At 52.6% G+C, this 23289-nt stretch carries 17 protein-coding genes and 1 pseudogene; 3 read left to right on the top strand and 15 right to left on the bottom strand.

Annotated elements, in window-relative coordinates:
- Positions 1–125 precede the first annotated feature (125 nt).
- The 3 genes from AC0LWT_RS28415 (at position 126) to AC0LWT_RS28405 (ending at position 3157) form a co-directional block, all read left to right on the top strand.
- On the top strand, positions 126–1745 hold the full coding sequence (locus AC0LWT_RS28415) for an ATP-binding protein (protein ID WP_474684760.1): 1620 nt from the start codon (positions 126–128) through the stop codon (positions 1743–1745).
- Entirely contained in the window at positions 1726–2442 is a 717-nt protein-coding gene (locus AC0LWT_RS28410) for a response regulator (protein WP_474684659.1), read from the top strand. The genes AC0LWT_RS28415 and AC0LWT_RS28410 overlap by 20 nt, the downstream gene beginning before the upstream one ends.
- A 478-nt stretch (positions 2443–2920) precedes the next feature.
- On the top strand, positions 2921–3157 hold the full coding sequence (locus AC0LWT_RS28405; protein WP_474684658.1) for a hypothetical protein: 237 nt from the start codon (positions 2921–2923) through the stop codon (positions 3155–3157).
- A gap of 180 nt (positions 3158–3337) precedes the next feature.
- On the opposite strand, the gene AC0LWT_RS28400 is transcribed toward AC0LWT_RS28405, so the two are convergent.
- The 15 genes and pseudogenes from AC0LWT_RS28400 to AC0LWT_RS28330 form a co-directional block, all read right to left on the bottom strand.
- Positions 3338–6892 carry a cohesin domain-containing protein gene (locus tag AC0LWT_RS28400; protein ID WP_474684657.1) on the bottom strand — a complete coding sequence of 1185 codons (3555 nt, stop codon included), beginning with the start codon at positions 6890–6892 and terminating at the stop codon, positions 3338–3340.
- Between the two features lie 423 nt (positions 6893–7315).
- Positions 7316–8413, bottom strand: coding sequence for a DUF1648 domain-containing protein (locus tag AC0LWT_RS28395; RefSeq protein WP_474684656.1), 1098 nt, complete (start codon positions 8411–8413; stop codon positions 7316–7318).
- On the bottom strand, positions 8410–8811 hold the full coding sequence (locus AC0LWT_RS28390; RefSeq protein WP_474684655.1) for a GntR family transcriptional regulator: 402 nt from the start codon (positions 8809–8811) through the stop codon (positions 8410–8412). Before AC0LWT_RS28390 ends, AC0LWT_RS28395 begins: the two co-directional genes overlap by 4 nt.
- A 664-nt stretch (positions 8812–9475) precedes the next feature.
- A complete protein-coding gene (locus AC0LWT_RS28385; RefSeq protein ID WP_474684654.1) occupies positions 9476–9850 on the bottom strand; it encodes a VOC family protein in 375 nt (124 codons plus the stop codon).
- Positions 9851–9914: 64 nt separating this feature from the next.
- Positions 9915–10036: pseudogene (locus tag AC0LWT_RS28380) on the bottom strand (SRPBCC domain-containing protein); the annotation flags it as partial.
- A gap of 524 nt (positions 10037–10560) precedes the next feature.
- Complete coding sequence (locus AC0LWT_RS28375; RefSeq protein ID WP_474684653.1) at positions 10561–10875, bottom strand: DMT family transporter; 315 nt, start codon at positions 10873–10875, stop codon at positions 10561–10563.
- Complete coding sequence (locus tag AC0LWT_RS28370) at positions 10875–11216, bottom strand: DMT family transporter (RefSeq protein WP_474684652.1); 342 nt, start codon at positions 11214–11216, stop codon at positions 10875–10877. Before AC0LWT_RS28370 ends, AC0LWT_RS28375 begins: the two co-directional genes overlap by 1 nt.
- Before the next feature lie 13 nt (positions 11217–11229).
- On the bottom strand, positions 11230–11811 hold the full coding sequence (locus AC0LWT_RS28365; protein ID WP_474684651.1) for a TetR/AcrR family transcriptional regulator: 582 nt from the start codon (positions 11809–11811) through the stop codon (positions 11230–11232).
- 366 nt (positions 11812–12177) lie between these two features.
- Positions 12178–14439, bottom strand: coding sequence for a glycoside hydrolase family 3 protein (locus AC0LWT_RS28360; protein WP_474684650.1), 2262 nt, complete (start codon positions 14437–14439; stop codon positions 12178–12180).
- A gap of 149 nt (positions 14440–14588) precedes the next feature.
- The gene (locus AC0LWT_RS28355; protein ID WP_474684649.1) at positions 14589–16112 is read right to left on the bottom strand and encodes an ABC transporter substrate-binding protein; all 1524 of its coding nucleotides are present in this window, start codon (positions 16110–16112) and stop codon (positions 14589–14591) included.
- Between the two features lie 58 nt (positions 16113–16170).
- On the bottom strand, positions 16171–17055 hold the full coding sequence (locus tag AC0LWT_RS28350) for a carbohydrate ABC transporter permease (RefSeq protein WP_474684648.1): 885 nt from the start codon (positions 17053–17055) through the stop codon (positions 16171–16173).
- Between the two features lie 19 nt (positions 17056–17074).
- Entirely contained in the window at positions 17075–17944 is an 870-nt protein-coding gene (locus tag AC0LWT_RS28345) for an ABC transporter permease (protein ID WP_474684759.1), read from the bottom strand.
- Between the two features lie 231 nt (positions 17945–18175).
- Positions 18176–19786: a response regulator transcription factor gene (locus tag AC0LWT_RS28340; RefSeq protein ID WP_474684647.1), complete on the bottom strand. Its 1611-nt coding sequence runs from the start codon at positions 19784–19786 to the stop codon at positions 18176–18178.
- 26 nt (positions 19787–19812) lie between these two features.
- A complete protein-coding gene (locus AC0LWT_RS28335) occupies positions 19813–21540 on the bottom strand; it encodes a sensor histidine kinase (protein WP_474684646.1) in 1728 nt (575 codons plus the stop codon).
- An 878-nt stretch (positions 21541–22418) separates the two neighbouring features.
- Positions 22419–23289: IS4 family transposase (locus tag AC0LWT_RS28330; RefSeq protein ID WP_474684645.1), on the bottom strand; the 871-nt coding region annotated here is incomplete at its 5' end.

The raw sequence follows: 23289 nt of genomic DNA, 5'->3' as shown, positions 1-23289 counted from the left end.
CGATAAAAAAAGCGTTTTGCGCATTTTGTTCATATTGTTCACGGCGGGCTGCGGACTATTTTTAACTGAAATGATAGCGCTTTATGTTACAATAACAGCAAAAAAAGTGTGGTGCTTTGAGGACGATGCGTCTGCAAACGAAGCTTATTTTGATCATCTGTTCCCTGCTTGCATTTGTCATCCTTAGCCTTGGAGGCACTCTATATTATGTCATTTCCTCCGTACTGGAGGAGCAGATCGGCACGCGTGCGCTGAAGGTAGCGGAAACTTTGGCTTCCATGCCCGATATCCGGGAAGCCTTCCATCAGCAAAACCCTTCCGCGATCATTCAGCCGATCGCCGAAAACATCAGGTTGAAAACCGATGCGGAATATATCGTGATCGGAAACCGGGAAGGCATCCGCTATTCGCATCCTCTGCCGGAGCGGATCGGCCTGGAAATGGTCGGCGGAGACAACGGCCCCGTCCTGGAAGGACGGTCGATCATCTCGAAGGCGGTCGGCTCAATGGGCCCTTCTCTGCGCGGCAAAGCGCCTGTGCTGGATGCGGACGGCTCCGTTATCGGCATCGTGTCCGTCGGCTTTTTGACTGAGGATGTCGATCATATTACCGATGTTTATCAGGATCAAGTGTACCTGATTTCTTTTATCGTACTGACCGTCGGCCTCAGCGGCGCGGTGCTGATCGCCCGCAGTGTCCGCCGCTCCATCCACGGGCTGGAACCGCAAGAAATCGGCGCGCTTTATACCCAGAAGCAGGCGATTCTGGAATCGATCCGCGAAGGAATTATCGCCGTCGACCGGAAAGGCACCATTACGATGGCGAACCGCTACGCGCTGCAGCTCCTGCGCATGCCGGAACATGCCGACATCGTGGGCCGGCAGGTGGAAGAAATGATACCGAACACCCGGCTTCATGAGGTCGTTCGGACAGGCGTCGCCGAATTCGACCGGGAAATGCTGATGGGCGATCATGAAGTTATCGTCAACAGGGTGCCGATGACCGATTTGCAGCACCGCGTGATCGGCGCCGTGTCAAGCTTTCGCAGCAAATCCGAGCTGTACCGGTTAGCGGAGGAATTGTCCCAGGTAAAGCGGTTTGCCGACGCGCTGCGGGCGCAAACCCACGAGTTTTCCAACAAATTGTATGTCATCTCCGGCTTGATCCAGCTTGAATCGTACCAGGAAGCCGTCGAGCTGATTAGCCGTGAATCGAATGTGCATCAAAACCTGGTGCAATTTATTATGAAGGAAGTGCCTGATCCCATGATCGGAGGGCTCCTCATCGGCAAGTACAATCATGCGGCAGAGCTTAAGCTGACATTCGAGATTGACCCGGAGAGCACGTTCAAAGACATCCCGGAACAAGTCGACCGCAACTTGCTTGTTACGATCATCGGCAATCTGGTGGACAATGCGATGGAAGCTGTGCTTGCCGGGGCCAACAGGCATAACGGCCATGTCAAACTATTTTTGACCGATCTGGGAGAAGATTTGATTATCGAATGCGAAGACAACGGAATCGGCATTCCGGGCGAAACGGGCAGCGCCGTTTTTGAAAAAGGATTTTCGACAAAAGCGGGAGAAAACCGCGGCATCGGACTTTCGCTCGTCCAGCATGCGGCAAGCAAGTTGAACGGATACGTCACCTACGGTAAAAATCCGGCAGGGGGCACGAACTTCACCGCCGCCATTCCCAAAAATGTCGCCGCAAGGAGGAATTTCAATGGACATTCGGCTCCATAAACCAAGCGTTGAAGTGCTGATTGTCGAAGATGACGTGAAAATCGCCGAAATCAACCGGAGATTCATTGAAAAAGTGCCCGGCTTTAAAGTCGTCGGCATCGCCACCGATGACATTCAGGCAAAAGAACAGCTGGAAGTTCTCGTTCCCCATCTGGTGTTCCTCGACATCTACCTGCCGAATGCGAGCGGCCTGGATATTTTGCAGTACATCCGGCAGTATTACCGCGAGACCGATGCCATTATGATTACCGCCGCCAAAGAAGTCGACGCGGTGCGCGAAGCTGTCCGCAGCGGGGCGTTCGATTACATCATAAAGCCGCTCGTCTTTAACCGGCTCCAGGAAACGCTCGTCCGTTACCTCGATTTTCGCCGCGAACTGAGCCGGTTGAACGAGAGCGCCAGCATCAGCCAAAGCGATGTCGACCGGCTGCTCTCGGGAACGGCCAAAAAAGAGCCCGGCCCCGACGCAGCGCCATTGCCCAAAGGCATCGACAAATTGACGCTGGTCAAAGTTGTCCAGGCCATATCAGGCGCGCCGGCGGGATTGACGGCCGACCAGATCGCCAAGCTGATCGGCGTGAGCCGTTCGACAGGCCGGCGCTACCTGGAGCATCTGGTCGGGTCCGGCGACCTTTACGCCGATCTGTCCTACGGCGTCGTCGGCCGCCCCGAACGGGTATACCGCAGCAGGAAGTAGCCAACCAAGCGGCGGGCGGAAATGCAATGCTTGCAATGCACATTGGTGAGGCGCATCTCTATTAACGTGTAAAAAACCTGCGAAAGTCAGATTGTTGATAAAGTGTCGGGTTAGAGGAACAAGCGGGGCTACAGCCGTTCCTCCTTAACCTGCCCTGCCCGAGTTGCGGTGCTGAAGTAAGCCGCTCCTCTCCTGCATGGGTGGCAGAGTGAAATAAGCCATGCCTCTCCTCCACGGGTAGCAGAGTTGAAGTATCCCATACCTCTCCTCCACGGGTTGCGGTGCTGAAGTATCCCATGCCTCTCCTCTAAGGTTGCTGTGCTGAAGTATCCCATACCTCTCCTCCACGGGTTGCAGTGCTGAAGTACCCCATGCCTCTCCTCTACGGGTTGCAGTGCTGAAGTACCCCACGCCTCTCCTCCACGGGTTGCGGGGCTGGAATAAGCCACGCCTCCCCTCCGCGGGTTGCGGGGCTGAAGTGGGAGAGCAAAGCGGTCTGACAGGGAAAAAGCCTGCGAAAGTGCAGGTTTTTTTCACAAAAATGGCCCATTTTGGCGAAAAGCCTGCAATTGTGCAGGAATTTTCGGTTAAAACGGGGCTGAGGCCATGTTCGCGGCAAAAAGCCTGCACATTTGCAGGAATTTTTCACGGCCGGCGTATCTACCGAGCAAAAACTGTACTTTTGCAGGTTTTCTTTACGCAATCGGGCGGATAGTGCGACCGACTCTGGCTTGTGGGCGTGTGGGTTTCTGGGCAGCCTGGACGTAAAAGGATGTACTTTCTTCACAGCAGGTTTTCTGCGCATGACGACCAGGGGGGTGCTGCCAGCACTGCCGCCGCCTAAAGAAAAAACGCCTCCCAGCGTACATAGGGGGAAGCGTTTGAGACACACCGGTTATTGTGATAAAACTTTTCTGGCTACGATCGTGAGGTCCATGATGTCGACTTTGCCGTCGTGATTGACATCCGCAGCCGGCAGCCAGTTCGGGCTTGCCGAAGTTTCGCCGTAGTGCGCCGCCACCATTGCCAAATCGCCGATGCTGAAGCGGTCGTCCCCGTTCACATCCCCTGGAGCGGCTACGTTCACCGAGGCCAGGAACGTCTGAATCGCGGCGTTCAGCTGAGTGACCGCCTGATTGATTTGCGCCTGCGTCGATGCCGGGTTGTCGGCAACCGCTTTGGCCAGATCAATGGCAGCTTGCAGGGCGTCGATTGCAGCCCGCGGATATTGACCGGCTTTCGTGCCTTCCACTGCCGTATCGTGCTTCGACTGTGCGTCTGCGATCAGCGAACGCAGCGCAGCCGTATCCGTAACGATCAATTGCAGGCTGTGGGAAGCCCCGGCTAATTGCCGTTCTTCGCCGTTCCCGTCGGCCACCACGACATCCGACATATACACGGTACTTGTCACCGACTGCGCCAGCGGGTTCACCTTGAAGTTCAGCTTCAATATTTGCCCGCTGTTCGCTGCAGTTATCGCATGCTCTGCGCCCTGGCTGGCCGCAATGATACGAATATGTCCCGGCGTCTCGGTCTGGCCTACGACCGCTACGCCGTCGAGCAGCGGTTCGGCGGAAACAAATTGCAGCTGGCCCGGATCGTAAGTGACCGTCAAATCCTGGGCGTAAATGCTGCCATACACCGAATCGGTGACGGCGTTTCTAAGGCCGTAGGTCAAATCGAAAGACTGGCCGGCCTGAACGCTGTCCGTTCCCGTTAAAGTGGCTGACGCATTTTCGTCGACGATGATGATCCAACTGATCTGCGGGTCGGAGTTGGTTGCAGGCGCAGAAGCGGACCTGTGAACCGTTACCTCCAGGTGCCCGTCGGTTACTTTCACTTTGTCGTATCCGAGCGAATCGTAAGCATCGGTAAACACGTATCCGCTCGTTTTCGTTTCTCCGTTGATGCGGATATCCGCTTTACGGTTCCCTTTGGAATATTGGTACCAAGGATCGTAAAGACCGACGTACACCGTATAGGCGCCATTGCCGAGATCGAACTTATACGTCAGATCGTCCCCGGCATTGCTGGCGAGATAGCGCAGAGATGCGTACAGATTGCCCGAAACGTCGCCGGAAGTTTTGGTGCTGTTGCCGACGTAGCCCCATGTTTTGCCGTTCACCGGATCGTACTGCTGGTCGATGACGGACTTGTTGATCAGCGTATTTTGCATGTATGAGCTCCAGATGCCGTAATCGCTCGTCGCCGCCCCGCCTGCATGCACAAAATACAGCACGTGGTCGGGCACAACGACAATCTGGATCTTGATGACCCGGCCGGCCAAAGCGGTCAGCGTGCCGTTCACGGAAACCGTACCCGGCTTGGCAAAATCGGCTGCGTTCAGCGACCAGACGACTGGCGTATCCTTGACCGTGCCGTCCGTATCGGTCACATTCAACACAGCGGGCAAAACGGGAGGCTGGCCGACAGCGGCTTTTTGCGGCAGTGCAGTATTCACCGCAATTTTTCCCATGCTGTCAAGCAGGCTCAAATTCCACTGATCGTACCATTTCAGCGCAATTTCGTCGTTTTGCCCGAATTCGACCGGCAGCCAAATGTATCTCGAATCTTTTAAATTGCTTTCATTCCAACGGTCGGCCATGAAAATGAACTTCCCTTTGGCGGGGTCGACGGGCAGCACATACGTGCTTTGCGAATCGAACGTCGTTGAAGCTTTCGCTCCCACGGAAGGATCGCGCATTGCTTTCCACTCACCGAAAATCCTGTCGGCCACCGTATACATCGCGCGGTTCGGCGCCCATCCTGTAGCGCCTGAAGTGATCAAGTAGTATTTGCCGCCATATTTGAACATCGCGGGCGCCTCGCGCTGCGCGCCGGGAAAGACGCGGATGTAATCGACGCCGTACTGGGCTTTGTAGGTCGTATCGCGGGTTTCCAGACCATCCTTATGCCAGCCGACGATATCCGTATACGAGTCATTGAGCTTTGAAATATAAATCGTCATATTTTCTTCGCTGGAATAAATCAGATAGGCCGTGCCGTCATCATCCTTGAACAAGTTCATATCGCGCGCCATGCCGGGCTGGTTCGGCTGGCCGTCATACGTGGCCCCGGGCGGCACGCGATCCATGCGGTTGCTCACCTGATAGACGAAAGGCCCCGTCGGCGAATCGCTAAGCGCATAACCGGCTTCGGCTTTTGCATAATTCGCGGTGGAAGTGGCGCTTGGCCCGTCCGTATGCATCCACATAACATATTTATGCGTTTTTTCGTTATAAATCACCTTCGGCCTTTCGATGATCCGCTGGGTACCGATGTCGTTGAAAATATCCGCACGGTCCGTTCGGCCGGCATAAATCCGGGAAATGAGCGGATCGGTGTCAAATTGCTCCAACGACCCGATTGCGGTTAAGGCAAGACCTTTGTCTTCCCAATTATAAAGATCCTTGGAAGCATACACTCGCACTCCTCTGGCGGGAAGGTAGCCGTTCGTTTTGTCTTCGCCGTACCAATAATACGTTTGGCTCGGCTCATCGTAGAGCATGCCGCCGCCATGCGCCTGAATGGGCGCCCCGTTCGTGTCTCTCCAGACAGCTCCCGGCGTAAAAGAGTTATAGACCATGTCCGGCGCCAATCCGGCTACCGCCTGGGCCAGATTTTCCATGGCTGCGCGAATTTCATTTTGCTTCGCAGCCACGTCCGCAGCGCCGCCGGCAATGCTCGTTGCCAGAGCGTTGGCGTCAGCGATCACGGCATTCAGCAGCTGCACCGTGTATTTGCTGTAGCCCGGCTTTGCGGCTTCCGCCTGTGCCGCCGCGATTTTGGCCTGCAAGTCGGAGAGCGGGATGAGCGTATTTTTGCGAACAATAATGTAGTTGACCAAGGGGTCATTGTAATTGCTCAAAGCCGCCGTAGACGGCCCTTGAATATCGACGTTCAGTTCGCCGTCGCCGACGTGCGTCTTCGTATAAGTCACTTCCTTCTCGGCGCCGTAGCTGCCGATATCGTAATCGCCGCCCGACACATTAGTGCCTTCGAGCACAATGTTGACGCTTCGGCCGCTCCACGGATTTTTAAAACCCAAAGTTACATCGTAATCGCCTTCCGGCAGCTCGAACTTGTAGCTCAACGCTTTGCTTCGCACTTGCGTTCCATTATAATAGCGGAGCGATCCGTATTTATTGGCGGCATTGGTGACGTTTGTTGCGCTCGTTGTGGTGGTCAGCCCCCATTTTTTTCCGGTGACCGGATCTTTGCCGTAGATCTGCTCCGTGCTGCTGGCGTACAAGCCCATTTTATCCGTACCTTCGACCGTAGCGGGCATAGGGTCTCCGGCGTTGACGAAGTAAAGAATATAATCGTTATCTTTCAACTGCTGCTCCGTTAGACCCGTATCCGCCGCTGCGGCAGGCGCCGCGTAAGCGAACGACAAACTGCCGAATAAGGTCAAAGCGAGCGATAACGCCTGAATTCTGCTTTTGCGCAATGAAGATCCCTCCTATAAATGTTTGTTTAAAATCTTTTCCGATACATTTTGTATCAAGACGAGCACGACAATGCCTTTCAAGACAAGCCGTCGCATTCGGCCAAAACCTTTCCCTAAGCTCCTTTCGCCAAATTTGTATTCGCTTTCATTTTGCCGGTGCAATTCAACATTATAAACGCCTTCCTTCCGGAGCGTCACTTCATATTGCCGGTTTTTATGCACTTTTTATTAAAAAACGGGTGGACATTTCCAACTTTTATGAACTTTTCGGCGGCAAAATGAAAAAAACATGCATCCTGCAAGCATTGCAGCATACATGTTTGATGCCCGATGCGCGGGCGGCCGGACCATTGAGACCCTTTTAAAGAGCAACCGGTACGGGCTATCTAGGCAAAACAAACGGCGGTCCATCCGGGAGTTTCGTCAAGACAACAGCAGCGAGATGGCAATGATCGCCAGCGGAAGCAGCAATGTAGCGCCGAGCACCACCCAACTTAACGGCTGTGCCATATTCAGCGTCCACCCCACGCCAATACGTTTGTCAACAAACAACGACGGATCCTCGGGATTGTAATACCACATGCCTCCCCCACGCCAATGACGGTCATCGGAGGAAGGGCCGTATTGCGACTGGTCGATACCTTTGCTGCTGAGATACACCATAAATCCGGCGACGCCGAAGACAATAACGATCGGCAGCGCCAATGCCGCCCCTATCACTGCATTCATGGACCAGCCATACAGCATAGACGCCTGAATATAGCTAAAAAAAGCGATAACAAACAAAGACAGGACGAACAAAAAAATCGAGTTGGCCCAGCGAAACCGCAGTTGCTTCTCCATCGATTCCCCGGGGCTGTTCGGATCCAACTGCTGTTTGGCCAATCGGATGATGACGTTGATGGACGCAAAGAGGGCGGTCATCAGCAGTTGAATGATATTGAGCGTAAAGACGGAACCGAAGCCTTTCGCGGAATATTTGTCCGGTCGGCCGTTGGCGCCGTAATGGGTTGCCAGCGTATCGGGAATCCGGTCCCAAAAGGCGATAGCGCAAATGACCGATACGGCGATCAGAACCAGATGGATGGCATACCATCCGTTGCCGAGCGCCAGCCGCTGTCTACGGAAGTGCAGATTTGCCACTCGCCGGCGGAAGTCCGCAGGCTGTTCCCAGCCTCTCTCCTCCTTGATCCGGCGCGCGGCGCGATACCCCGCCATAACGGCAATCGCAAAGCCCGCGGTTTGCAGCACGGTTGCCGTCAAAAACGCCGCCGCGGGATTCCATCCGAACAACCATCCCGCCACAGCGCCCAGGGCGGCTCCGCATACGAAATTAACCCATCCGTGAACGATATAACGGCGTCTGATTGCGATGACACCGGAATCGCGGCGCATTTCAGCCGGCACGAACACGCCGAACAAAACGGCCCGGCTCCCCAAATACGGCAGCATCAGCAATAAAATGCCGACCGAAACATACATAGCGCCTACAAAAGCCCAAATCCACCATTCGTCGATCATTGTTCATGCCCCCCTTCTTTAGCATTGCCTCCGCGATAGACTTCCGCGCACACGCGCAAAAATTCCTCCTCCGGCATCCCTCTGACGATCGCCTCCGCCGCTAACGTGCGAATCTGCCGCCGCAGCTTGCTTTTGAACGCTTCGGTCACGCCCGGCATGCCTTCCGGCTGTACGATGACACCCTGCTTGCGGTGAACCTGCAAAAACCCTTCCTGCTTCAAGCTCTGGTACGCCTTGTTCACAGTGTGCAAATTAATGCCCAGATCCGCTGCCAAACTGCGTACGGAAGGGAGCGGTTCGCCCGGTTTCAATTCGCCTGAGGCGATGCCTTCCACAAGCTGCTCGGCAATTTGCGCGTAGATCGGCACCTCCGACTGCAAATCCAGTTCGATGAACATGGCAAACATCCTTTCTCTCTCTGACGGAAAAATCAATTAGACATAACGTGTATTTCATATATCTGTTATACTTCATATATAACAGATATGCAGGATAATATCAAGGCGGCATTTAATGACAAGCCAAATAAGCACCCTGCGGGTGATATATCCATTTTGGCAGCAAAATCGGGGAAGCAAGCTTCTTGCAACTAAGCACTTTTTGCGCCCAAGCCCTGCTTGCATTTAGTAAGAAGGTGGTAAGGGAAAACGCAGCTGCAAAGGCCGCTGTTGCAAAACCCTCGCGTCAGAGGCGATGACCACAATCTGTCTGGCTGTACGAAGAAAACCTGCAAAAATACATGAATTTGCGCCCTTGACCGCTGGCCACCGAGAATTCCTGCAAAAGTGCAGGTTTTTTACCGAACTAATGGCCCTAAATTCACTTTCAGCGAAAATTCCTGCACTTTTGCAGGCTTTTTGCCAAAACAAGCCATTTCCTGAGGAAAAGCCTGCACTTTCGCAGGTTTTTTTCCTTGCCTCGATGTCTCCTGCCCATTTTGTTCAGTCTTGCGGTCTCACAAGGAAACAGGACTCGAAATTAAACACCCATTTTGCCTGATACGGCAATGAAAAAAGCAGCTGATCATTTTGATTAGCTGCTGTCGTAACTTATTCAACTATTTTATTTCTTTTCCGATACAGCAAAGTAATTTTCTTCATTATCTGCGAAGTTAAAAACTCTGCCGGAGGGAAGTTCCACAATTTGTCCAACTTTGATATTTTTGTTTTTCAGATCGCTATACAACTCATCAAAATTGTCTGTGAAATACATGATAGATGGCGTTCCAAGATTCATTTCAGGGTTCATTTTGGCAACGAACTCTTTACTATGAAGAACAATGCTCGTTGCTGCACCCTTAGGAGCGACTTCGATCCATCTCATCGGACCATTGGTTACTTCCGCGATGACCTCGAAGCCAAGCTTTTCTGTCCAAAAATCTCTGGATGCGTCTTGGTTATTCACATACAACATAACTTGCCCAATTTTGTTAATCATAATTTATACACTCCTCATATGGAATAATTTACGGCTCAAGCCCGCATTTTCTTTCTAGCTAACTTTACTTAAGCGACTCCAAAAGCTCGCTCAATCATTCCAGGTTTCGGCAATTCCTTGCAGCATGCCCATGTCCATAACGGTTTTAAGGGCCTCTGCCGACGCATATTCAGACCGGTTTACCAATTAGGTCTTGCCGCGCTCGAGACCATTTCGTTTTTTGACTGGTATTGCACCTCCTAAATGAATGATGTTATGGTTTTTCCTTATTCTGCAGTTCAAGCAAGTAATTGCCCAAGTTATCAAAACGGTCTTCCATAATATGCTGGAAGGACTGCAGTATTTAACAGTTTCTTGTTTAATCTTCTCCGTTATTCAGGATAACTTTCATCCTACGATTCAAAAATGCCCAATCAGGAATATTCCTGTAAAGGAATATTCTAAATGAACTTCCCTTAAAAATTTAAAGGTGACATTGTATCGGCTCATGATTCAACGTCAAGCGTTTCATCGAGGGGCCAAAATTCAATGAAAAAAATTATGATTCCCTACTTGTCCCAGGCTTTCCACGAATCAAGGAATGGGCATATGCCGGATTGGTCTTCGATTTGACCGGCGGCGCTATGTATGCAACCATCGCTGTGGACGGCCTTTCGGGCGATCAAAAATGAACTACTGAATCTATACGTTTTTAAAATGAATTGCGCATACTAAGAGATGAGTTTAAGTCCGACAGCAGCAGCTAGCACCATGGCAATGAAGAGAATACGTCGCCATTCTTTGGATTCACCGAAGAAAAACATGCCAACTAAAGCGCCACCGACAGTACCAATACCTGTCCATATTGCATAAGCCGTACCCATCGGAAGACTTCTCAATGAATAACTCAAACATATGAAACTAAGAATGATCCCCCTGGCAAAGAGCAGATAAGCCTTTACGTTATTGTCACGTTTGATCCTATTCATTCCGAGCACACCTACTACTTCAAATAGGCCAGCGAAAATTAATGATAACCATGCCATCAACCCGATACCTCCTTAGTTTTTGGTGAGGCACCGACTAATTTCAATCCCAGTACACCCGCCAAAAGTAATGCAATGAGTAATAGTTTGGTCAATTTAACCGGTTCATCGAATAAAATCATCTCAGAAAGTACGGTCCCGGCAGTCCCAAGGCCTGTGAATACCGCATAAACCGTACCCACAGGTAACCTGGTAGATGCAATAATGATTAAGCCAAACGATATGACGACGGCAGCAGCAGTCCCCACCCAAGTAAATAAATCATCTGCATGCTTAAAGCCAATGACCCACATAACCTCAAATAACGCACCTATAATGATTAAAATCCAACTACGATTCATGTCTGATCCTCCCCTAGATGTTTCTTACACCCCGCCAAAAAACATGCCATGTAGCCTCAAGTCGTTTCATTAGGTGGTCGTGATCACCATAAAGCATTTCAACAAATAAACTGTCCAGAACCGCCATATAAGCGCCCGTCGCCTGATCAATAGTAACGTCTACATGGATCAATCCTTCTTGCTGCGCGGAATGAAAAAGCACTTTGGCTTGGTCAGCCATTTGATCGATATAAGACAAGCTAAGCTTCATCGATTGCTCCTGCAAATGGACGGGAGAAAAAAAAGACATCCGCAAAAAAAACTTCGTATCCTCCTCTTTCTCGTACCGCTCCTTATATCCGGATAAGAAGCCAAAAAGCTGTTGTTCCAGCTGCTCATGACGGTCAGGCTTCAGATACGTTTCAACAAATTGAAGCTCTCTTTTCGCTGCATCTTGATATACCGCCATGAATAGATCGTCTTTGCCCTTAAAGTGATTATAAATAGACGGTTTCTTGATCCCTACTTCTGTAGCAATATCTGCAAGCGAGGCGCCCTCATATCCATTTTGCGCAAAATGGCGAAGCGCGACATTCATAATTTTTTGAGCTGTCATATACATCCCTCCACTAACTACCGGTCGTTAGTAATTGACTAACAGTTGTTAGTTTACCATAGAGATTTTAGAAATTCAAATTATTTTTTGTGCAGTTTTTAGTTTGAGCCATAAAGCACTAAGAAAACTTTATTTTCTTCAGACACCACAAGCCAAGCCTCACTCACATAAAAAACCGCGCATCGCGCGGCTTTTTAGACACGTATGTACTTATCGGCGGGGTAAACATTTCCACCATATCTTCAATAACGATTTACGGTTATTTATGATGGTATATCACACCCGCTTATTAGCTTCCCGGCGTAGACCTGCTTTGCCGGAACATGGGTGCTATTTGGCATCAGACTGCGCATGCGCAAACTGCCTTCACCTTATTTTAACATACGCCAAAGTGCGGGCATCCTGAATGACACCGCTCCAGTTCAGGCCGAAGCCGAAATCGTAGCGGTTGCCTGCCGCATCGACATGAACGTCCATATCATGCGGCACGTCCTCAAGCTGCTCCTCGACGGTCCGCATATTGGCGGGCATCTGCATCGGCAGCAGTGCGGAAGGCTCCGCCGCGCCGGTCAAAATATCCAGAAGCGCCTGATCCTGCGCGCCGAAATGAGCGATAATCGCGCTGGCCTCGCGTTCGAATTCCTCTACCACCGTCGGATTGGACAGCATGAGCGAGACGATGACGGGCTTGCCCTGCATCCGTTCCCTTGTCGTCAAAACCATGTCAAGGTCCGAAGCGTTCAAAACCTCGACGGTTTTGCCCTTGTAGCTGCGGTTCAGCACATCGCGCGGATCGCCGGCAAGGCTCGTTTCGCGGGCGTATTCCGCCGTATACGGCCGATACTGCAGGCTGATCGGCACGTATCCGTTGCCTCCCGCTTCCGCATCGGCCGTGCTGTAGCCGCTTGTCGTAATCGGGCTCTCGATGAACACCAGCCCGTAATCGGCTTCCCCGGGATCGTCCGTCACTTCAAAATACCGCCGGATGACTTCCAAATTAACCGGACTGCCCTTCACCTCCTGCACCGGCTGGCCGAACCAGTTCACGGACGCCGGACGGTACCGCTCGGGAATGTACACTTTTTTATGCTTTTGCAAAGGAAGCGCGCCGATTTCGTTTTTCAGCATCACGACCGATTTCAGCTGCGCTTCGTACCCGGCTGCCATAAATTCGGCGCTGCCCACGGTTGCAGCCGTCTCCGCAGCCTGAAGGTAAGGGTTCTCGAACAATCCGAGGCGGAACATGTTTTTGAGCAGCCGCACCGCGGATTGCTCGAACCGCTTGCGCATCCACACTTCGCCGTGCTCAAGGGCGCCGATCCGATACGCTTCGAGAATCGGCCCGGCCTCGTTGTTGCCACCGAATTGGTCCACGCCCGCCATGAGCAGCTTGTAGTGGCGCTGCGCCACCGTATAGTTCTCTTCTACGCCCCAGCACCGCCCGCCGGGGAACAGCTTGGAGATATCCTCGCCTTCGTCGTCGGTAATGGCCCAATCGGTACAAACGACCCCGTCATAGCCGTACTGCGAGCGCAGCAAATCGTTAATGATATAAGAATTGTAGGAATTGCCGACGTTTTCCCCGTTCACGGTATCCTGACCGTACGAGATCGTATAATACGGCATGACGGCGGAAGCCTGACCCGTCGGGCCGTTCAGCCGGAATGCCCCTTCCGTAAACGGAATCAGATGCTGGTCAAAATGGTTCCCCGGATATACGGCGAATTTGCCGTAGCCGAAATGGGCGTCCCGCCCGCCTTCGCCCGAGCCGCCGCCAGGCCAATGCTTCACCATCGCATTGACGCTGTCGTAGCCCCAGCCGCCGGTGATTTCCGCCGCACCGGCGGAAGTCTGGAAGCCGTCCACGTAGGCGCGGGCCATATCCGCCGACAGTAGCGGATCTTCCCCGAACGTCATCCCGAAGCGGTTCCACCGAGGCTCGGTCGCGATGTCGATCTGCGGAGACAGCGCCGTCGCGATGCCGAGCGCGCGGTACTCCTTGGCCGCGACTTCGCCGAACCGCTTCGCCGCCTCCGGGTCGAAGGTCGCGGCGAGGCCCAGAGCTTCGGGCCACATCGAAATCGCGCCGCCCGCTCCGGCGTTGAACTCTTTGGAAGCGTCCGCGCTGTGCCGCGGGTCCGAGCTGATGTTCACCGGAATGCCGAGTCCGACGCTTTCCGCATAAGCCTGGATGTTGTTGTTCCACCGGGCGGCCGTCTCCGGGCTCTCCAGCATCGTCACGAGCACATGCCTGACGTGGTCGCGGGACAAAAATTCAACCTGCTGATCCGAAAGATCGTGCGGCCGGGCGCCGCTTTCCTCATACGGCTTATCCCCGTATGTAGCCGAAAACCAGCCGAGAGACGCCGGGACCGCCTGGTGGCTGCTGTACAGCATCAGTCCGGCGATCTGCTCGACGGACATGCGGGAAGCCAGATCCGCCGCGCGTTCTTCCGGCGATAAGCGCCAATCTTTATATTTGTGCAGCTTGCCGTCCTGATTCAAATCTTTGAAAGCGCATCCATCCTGTTCGATAATTCGAACCCCGGATGCAGCCGAGTACCCCAACGTCGGACCGTTCGGGTTCGTGATGTAATGAATGACCGCCTCTTCTTTGCCTTTGTTCATTCGCTCTTCTCTCCTCGCGCTTCATAATCGTCCTGTGTTCGCCAACTGCCGCGCGGCATATTCAACAACAAATTCGTTGGAAGACCGCACGTATCCTGCTTTAACAAACACGCGTACCCCTCAAAAAGAAGCGTACGCGCGTCTGACTGTTATTTGCCGTTTGCTTTCGCCCAGGCGTCCAACTGCTTTTGCTTTTCTGCGATAATTTTGTCGAGACCGGCCGATTTCAGCTTTGCGTTGAATTCCTGCAGCATCGCCGTATCGAGCGTTCCCGTTTCGAGGCCGACGCGGTATTGGCTGAGCACGTTCGTCGCTGCGGCTACTTCCGTTTTGACCGGATCAACGTTAAATGTGAAGCCCAGCGCTTTGGAGCGGATCGAAGATTTGTTGAACTGCTGCATGTTATCCCAGTTTTTCGGATCTTCGCCTTCCCAGATGTAGGATAAATAGTTGTTGCCGACTTCCCACTCGTTCAGCATATAGCCGGATTCCCCTGCGCCCGCGGGCTTGGCGATCAGAATGTCGGATTTTTTGACGTAATGCTTGTTCTCAATTCCGTTATCGATCAGGTTCACGATGTCTTTATCCGTATACATCAAATTCATGAACTCCATCGCTTTTTCCGGGTTATCACTGTTTTTCGTAATCGACATCATGAAGGACGTGATGTTGGACGTTGCGGTGAACGGCTTGGTCAGCCTGACGCCGACCAGCTCAGCAGCGGAGTTGCGCGACTCCTGCACTTCAAAGCCCGGCTTCATGTTGGCTACGTAGCCGAACGCTTTGCCGGCTTTCACCAGGCTCGGACCGGTTTCCTGCGAAGTGGCGATGTCTTTCATGACGTATCCGGCTTGATACCATTTGCGGACGAGCGCCAAGGTGTCGGCATATTCCTTCGTCTCGAACAAGTTGATGACTTTCAGGTTGCCGCCGGAATCGGTCAGACCGCCCAGCCAGTCCCCTAGCGGGTCGAACGTCGCGCCGGTCGGCACCTGCGAAATCGTTTGTCCCGACTGCCCTTGACTTTGCTGGACGAGCGGGGCGATACCGGGCTCGTTGTCCTTGATCGTTTTTAAAACCGGCTCCAGGTCGCTGAACGTCTTCACTTTGCTCAGATCGATGTGATATTTGTCGACGAGATCTTTTCGCATCACCATGCCGTAATCCGCGGCCAAATCCCTCATGCTCGGAACCCCGTAAATTTTGCCGTCCACCTTCGTCGCGTTCAAAATGTCCGGCTCCACGACCTTCTTGATGCCCTGGCCGTATTTTTCCAGAAGGTCGTCAAGCGGAATCAGCTGCCCTTTGGCAACCTGGCTGCCGTAATTGAAAACCGCCGAGCTGACCATCAGGTCCAGCTTCTCATTGCCGGCCAGCATCAGGTTCGTCTGCTGCGTCCAGGCGGAAATGCCGATCGGAATCAGCTTCACCGTTGCGTTGATTTTTTGCTTCGTGATTTTGCTGATCTCCTCCGAAACCGCCGCTGCATCCGGCATGTTCTGGAAATTGATGAACGCCACCGATATTTCATAAGGCTTGCCGTCGTCTTTCGCCTTGCCGCCCTGACCCGCATCGGCCTGCGAGCCGGATGAACTGCCGCAAGCCGCAAGCAAAGTCGTCGCCGTCAGCGTGACAGCCATCGTTCCCGCTACTGTTTTCCATTTTTTCAACATCGGATTTCCCCCTAAGATAGTATGATTTATACGAACCGGACTGGTGGTCCGGCAGTATTCAGCCTTTTACCGCACCGATGGTAAGCCCTTTGACGAAATACTTTTGAAAGAACGGGTAGGCGCAGATGATCGGGACGACGCCGATGACAGCCATCGCCATGCGCACCGTAGCGAGCGGAATTTTGGCCGTAGCCGTAGATTGATTGCTCCCCAGACTCGTCTGCTGCAAAAACTGAATGTCCGTCAGCATCCGGTTGAGCATATTCTGCAAGCTGAACAGCTTGCTGTCGGTGACGAAGATCAACCCGTTAAACCAGTCGTTCCAGTAGGCGATCATCAGCATCAGTCCGATGGTAGCGAGAATCGGCAGGGACAACGGCAAAATGATGCGGTAAAATATTTTGAATTCCGAAGCGCCGTCCATGTAGGCGGATTCAATAATCGGTACCGGAATCGACGTGCTGAAGAACGTCCGCATGAGCATGATGTAGAAGCCGTTCGTCAGCAGGCCCGGAATGATCAAAGCCCAGATCGTATTTTTGATATGGAACACTTCGGTATAGATCAAATAGGTGGAAACGAGCCCTCCGTTGAACAGCATCGTGAAAAAGACGAGGAAGGACATGATTTTGCGCAGCGGCATATCTTCCCTTGAAAGCGGATACGCAAGCAGAGACGAAATGAGCAGCCCCCCGAACGTTCCGATGACGGTAATAAAGACGGTGATGCCGTATCCTCTGAGCATGGAGCTGGAATCGTTCAGCAAAAACTTGTAGGCATCGAGGCTGAACTTGCTGGGCCACAGCGAATACCCGTGCTGAATGATCGCTTTTTCGTCGGATATCGACGCCATAAAGAGCAGGATAAACGGAAACAGGCTGGCACAGGTCAGGAGCAGAAAAAAGATGTTGACGGCAAATTGGTTCATGTGATTCGATTTCATTCGTTCCGACTCCTCTCTGTTAAAATAAGGCTCGTTCCCGGTTGCGCCGGCTGACGACATAGTTGGAAATAAGCACCAGGATAAATCCGACGAGCGATTGATACAGCCCCGCGGCGGAGGACATGCCGATATCGCCCAGGTTCATCAACCCACGGTACACATACGTATCGATGACGTCCGTCGTCGATTGAAGCGGCCCCGAATTGAGTGGAACTTGATAAAAGAGGCCGAAATCGGAATAAAAGATGCGCCCGATCCCGAGCAGGCTCATGATCGTAATGGTAGGCATCAGCAGCGGCACCGTAATCGTGCGGATCTGCATCCATTTGCCCGCGCCGTCGATCGTGGCGGCTTCATAGTATTCGTGATCAATGCCGACGATTGCGGCCAGGAAGATGATGCACAAGTACCCGACATTTTTCCAAATATTCACGATCGTCAAAATGTAAGGCCAATACTTGGCTTCGCCGTACCAGGAAATCGGATCGATGCCGAACAACGGCAAAATGTGGTGATTGACAAAGCCGTTGTCCACGTTAAGCATCGAGAGAACGAGATAGCCTACGATGACCATGGAGATCAAATAAGGCAGCAGCACGACGCTTTGGTAAAACCGCGACAACAGCTTGTTTTTGATCTCATTCAGCAAAATCGCGACCGCAATCGCCAGCACCAGATTCAGAATGATGAACAGGCCGTTATACAAAATCGTGTTTCTCGTAATGATGTAAGCATCGGACGTTTTGAACAAGTACTCGAAGTTTTTGAGCCCGATCCAGTCACTGCCCAGAATCCCTTTCCGGTAATTAATATTTTTGAAGGCAATAATGACTCCGAACATGGGCATGTAATTGTTGATGAACAAATAAATGAACCCCGGCACCACCATTAAAAATAAGGCCCGATATCGTTTAAACGTTTTCAAAGCTGTTCTCGCTGCGCTCTGTTTCACGGTGAGTTCCTCTCTTTCTTGTCTGTATGGTCCTATTGTAGAAGATTGGATAGGCAGCCGCTCACCAATAAAACGACCTTTTACTTTCATTATTCCGACTTTTCCGCAAAAAAAGACATCCCCTGCGCGCATGTAAGGGATGCCTTGTACGGCTGCGCTTGAAAGCGCTTAATACTTCCGGATTTGCTTGCGGTAATCGGCCGGAGTCATGCCTGTAGCTTTCTTGAAAATCGTCGAAAAATACGAAAGATTGGAATATCCCGCCGCCAGCGCAATGTCGCTGACCGGACGGTCGCCGGCCGCGAGCCATTTTTGGGCCAGAACGATGCGCTGCTGCTGCAAATATTCCGAGATCGCAAGCCCCGTCTCTTTCTTGAACACCCGCGTCAAGTAATCCGGGTTCAGGAACACGGCGCTGGCAATATCCTCGCGGCTGAGCGTCTGCTGGCCGATGTGCTCGGCAATGAACTGCTTGACCTTCTCGACGACGGACAAATTTTCGTGAGTCGACTGAATGTGATTCATCGCGACCTCGATCACATAAGGTACCCACTCCTGCAGCGCGGTCAGCGAACGGACGACCCGCTCCGGCTTTTCCGTCAGCAGGCTGCCGGCGAACACTTTATGCGCAGGCAGCCCTTTCAGCTGCAGAACGAAGAACACCATCTGCATAAAATCCTGGTAAAAAGCGTGCAGCCAGCCGGCGTCGATCCCGCTCACGTTCCGGCTTAACGAACCGAGATGCAGCTTCACTTCGCCCAGCAGCTTCTCCCGCGCCCCCTGCTTCATCAGCTCCGCCCATTCGTCCATCTGAGGCGTCTGCGGCTGGCCGGCGGTTTTGTTCTGTTTGCGGAGAACGAGCGTTTGATTGACGAGCGTCACATTGTCGGCGTCCAGCTTTTTCAGCGTGCCGAACATCGCGACCATCTCGGGCAGCGCCGTCCGTTCGCCGATGTAGCAGCACAGATCGCAGTAAAAGTACTTATTGCACGCCTCGATGAAGCGGTCGCATTCCGGCACGATATAAGCGGGCGAAGCTTCCGTATCGTCCGGAATAACCGCCAGCAAAGTTCCGTCCTGCATGGAAATGACCATGGAATTGCGGGCATGCCGCAAAATTTGCTCCTCGGCGACGTTTCTCAGGGCATATTCCATAATCCGCTGCTCCCGCTGCGTAAGCGGCTTGTGCCAGCGCTGAACATGAATGTAGATTGGCAAAAACCGCTGATCGACCGGAAGCGCGATGTTTTGCTTCGCCAAATGCTCGCGGATTTTTTCCGGCGTCGAAGGGATCGTCTGGCCGATCAAATCGTGCCAGAAGCGCTCCATCAGCAGCGGCTGATGGGCTTCCCACAGCTGAAGGTAATGCTTGTAGGTAGCTTCAAAAGTGCGCAGCTCCTCCTCCTTTTCCACCTTATCCAGCGCCCTGCCGATCACATCTTCCAGTTCTGAGTAGTCGACCGGCTTGAGCAAATAGTCGAAACTGTTCAACTGAAGCGCCTGCTTGGCATAGGAAAAATCCGCATGGCACGTCAAAAATACCGTCTCCGTGTTCGGAAAATGCCGCCGGACCCAGCCGAGCAGCTCAAGCCCCGTGCCCTGCGGCATTTCGATATCGCAAAGCAAAATATGAATAGGCTGCTCCTCGAAAATTTCCTTCGCCTGGCGAATATTGAACGCCTTATGCACGGCCGAAATGTTCAGCTTGTCCCATTTTACGCCGGCCTGAAGACCTCTGACGGCATGCGCTTCGTCGTCGACAATAAGGGCATGATACACGCTTGCCACTCCTCTCGATGTTCAGTTCAGGAAGTTATCGGAATTCTCAGCTCCACTTGAGCGCCTTGCGGCTGCCTGTTGGCAAAATCAATCTGCGCCTGCGCCTGATACAGAAGCCGCAGCCGCCGCTTCACGTTCCACAGGCCGATCTGCCCGCCTTCCGCGTCAAGCAGTTCTTCGCTGGTCCGCAAGGTGTGCAGCTTGTCCGCCGGAAAGCCCTGCCCTGAATCCTGAATGCGGATTTGCAGGCAGGGGACCGATTGATCGGCAGGCTTGTCCACGCTGATGCGGATAAAAATCGGCTCATCCAGCGTCATTCCGTGCTTGATGCAGTTCTCGACGATCGTCTGGATGACCAGCGGCGGAATGCCGTAAGCCAGCAGCTCATCCTCGGCTTCTATCCGGTAGGACAAATTGTCCGGGAACCTGAGCTGCTGAATGCGCAAATAGTTTTCCGTATGCTTCAACTCATCCCTGAGCGACACGAAATTGGAGCCGCTGCGGAACATAAAGCGGAAATAGGCAACCAGGCATTTGCTCATCTCCTGAATCAGGGCGTAATCTTTCACTGTAGCCAGATTGTAAATAATGTTCAGCGAATTCAGAAAAAAATGCGGATTGATTTGCAGCTGCAAATGTTTCAGCTCTTCCCGTTGGGCATTCAGCTTTTCTTCGTACACGTGAATTTTCAAATCTTGAATTTCCTCCGTCATCCGGTTGAACGTATCGTACATCATTTCAAACTCGGTAGAGGTCGCCTCCCGCTGCAGCCTCCACTCCAGGTTGCCGTCGCGCAGCTTTCTCATGGCGACGACGATGCGGTTGATCGGCAGCAGAAACACTTTTCGCATAAAAAACAGAAAACCAACCAGGAAGCAGCTCGCCACCACGGAAATGACCGAAGCGATGCGCTGCACGAAAGGAAGCTTCTCCAAAATGACCTCGTCGGGAATTAAGGCAACCATGGAAAAATCGCCTAACGAGGAGGGCTGGCTCATGACCAGATATTGATTTTTGTCACCCGATAAATAGTAAGGCTGGTTCGCATTCGGTTTCAATAAGATGTTTTTTTCCCTGACCAGATCGGCGTGATTCATCGGCTCAAGCCCATTCGTCGCGAGCAGCACCGCCCCGGATTTGCCGAAATCGATCATGCTCAACGGCGATAGCAGTTTCTCCGCGTTCACCCACGCCCCGACGTAAACGTTGCCCGTTTTGATCAGATGAAACAAGTAATACGCCTGGCCGGACCGCCAATAGTACCAGCGCGTATTGTCATACTGCGACGTATCTCCCTGAAGCATCTGCAAAATCGCCGACTTGACGTCCGCACGCTCCTGATAGCTCGATCCGAAGTTTTGATTCCAGATCAGCTCCTGATTGACCTCGGAATAGATGAAAAACAGGTCGATCGATTTATAGTAGCTGATTTCGTTGGAAATCGAGTTGTACAAGCGCAGCTTGGCTTTCAGGTAATCGTTTTCATAAGCGGACGACGAAACTTCGAGATCGAGCAGATCCGTATTCAACTGAGACAAATTGTACAAATAATTGTCCACCTGCTGCAAATTTTGGTCGGTCTGCCCGACATACAGGCTGAGCGTATTTTTGTTCGATTGAGCCACTTCGCTGCGGACAACGCGGACCGAATAAATGTTCAGCACAATCAAAACAACGACAAGCGGGACGATAATAAAAATAACGCCAAGCAGCTTAAAACGCAGCGAATTGAAAAAAGGTCTGAAAGCTTTCATCGCAGATCAGCTCTTTCATCGGTGATTTGTCTCTCTATAGTATCATTTTCATGCAAGCGCTGTCTCTGCTCAAATTCATGAAAAAACCCGGCTTCCCGGCGCGCGTGTGCCGACGCACGGCGTCGGTCATGCCCCGGAGAAGGACCCGGGGCGGCGGGCGGGCGCGTGTGCCGACGCATAGCGGCGGTCACACTCCGGAGAAGGGCCCGGGGCGGCGGACAGGCGCGTGTGCCGACGCACGGCGGCGGTCATGCCCCGGAGATGGACCCGGGCCACCCGCCAGGGCTGGCGGAGCCACTTCGCCGGACGGAAGCCCGCGATTGCTCGGCCGCTTGCGCCAGCGCAGCCGACTTCGCCGGACGGAGACACGCGATTGCTCGGCCGCTTGCGCCGGCGCAGCCACTTCGCCGGACGGAGACACGCGATGCTCGGCCGCTTGCGCCGGCGCAGCCACTTCGCCAGGCGGAGACACGCGATTGCTCGGCCACTGGTCTGGCGCAGCTTCTTCGCCGGGGTAGAATATCTGCAAAAGCGAGTTTGTTGAATAGTTTTGCCGCTACCGGCAGCTCAGCCACTTGACCGTGCCAAGAAAACCTGCAAAAGTACATCTTTTTGTTCGTTGGCACGCCTGTAGCAGAAAATTCCTGCAAATCTGCAGGCTTTTTCGCTCATTCCTGAGCTTTGGCGCATTATGAGCGGGAATTCCTGCACTTTTGCCACTAGCTTTGCAAAGAAGCTAACATCAAATGGATTAAAATGGACAAATTTCTTTTCGAGTTATTAGATACTTATTTTCCCATTTGCTACTTCCGGCAAATGGGCTAAAAAGTCGATGGCCTATTGATCGAGGGGGTTACCATTTTTAGGCAATATATCAATTATTGGTTGAATTCGTTAGTCAGCACGAACTTTTGCGCCACGTGCTTCTTTGGGGAGCTTCTTGAGCGTCCTCGTTTCGGCTTCTTCTGACGGCCTTTTGAAGGCTTCGTCGGTTTCCGGAACAAGGCGTCAAGCAGTTTCTCCCAACTCTTGGCCATGTACTGACGCATTAGCTTCAGCACTTTGCAGAGTCCTTGTTTCGTACCCGTTTGAAGCTTCACCAAGACACACAAGGCGTGGGCGATGAGTGCTATATAAATTTGGTTCCATACTGCAGAAGGCTTGTTGCTGTACAGTTTAGCGAGTCGCAAGTACTGCTTCATCCATTTGAAAAATAACTCGATGTCCCAGCGGGCGCGATAGATATCCGCGATCTCCTGTGCCGTTAGGTCCCAGCGGCTTGTGATCAGGCGGTACGTATGGCCTTTGTCGTCCTTGAACTCCACTAAACGCAGCCTCATGGTCTGATCAGGCTTGTTCGGAACAACCATGAGGACATCCGCATCCAGCCGCAAATGAGCTTCCTCTGCCGGGAGTGCACGTGTCTCCAAGATCTGAGTTTTACTGTTCTTCTGAACGCGAGCGACAAAGAAGATCCCTGCTTCGAGCCACTTCTTGTAGTGAGCGTAGTTGATGTATCCGCGATCCATCACGTACGTTGTTCCTTGCTCGGTAACCAGTTCGATCGCAACTTCTTTATCCGCCACGGCTCCCGTCGACAACACGACTTTACTGGGAATCGCCAGATCCGGCCATTGTGTGCTCAGGCTCAGGTGCAGCTTTACCTGATTCTTTTCTTGGTCGACAAACGCCCACTTGCCAAAATGACTCGAGAGTGTGATCGAAGAGGAATCGATGATGGATAGGGGG

The organism is Paenibacillus sp. sgz302164, from assembly GCF_056120505.1.
Note: the sequence above shows the minus strand (reverse complement) of the source record. Positions and strands in the feature narration are given on the sequence as shown.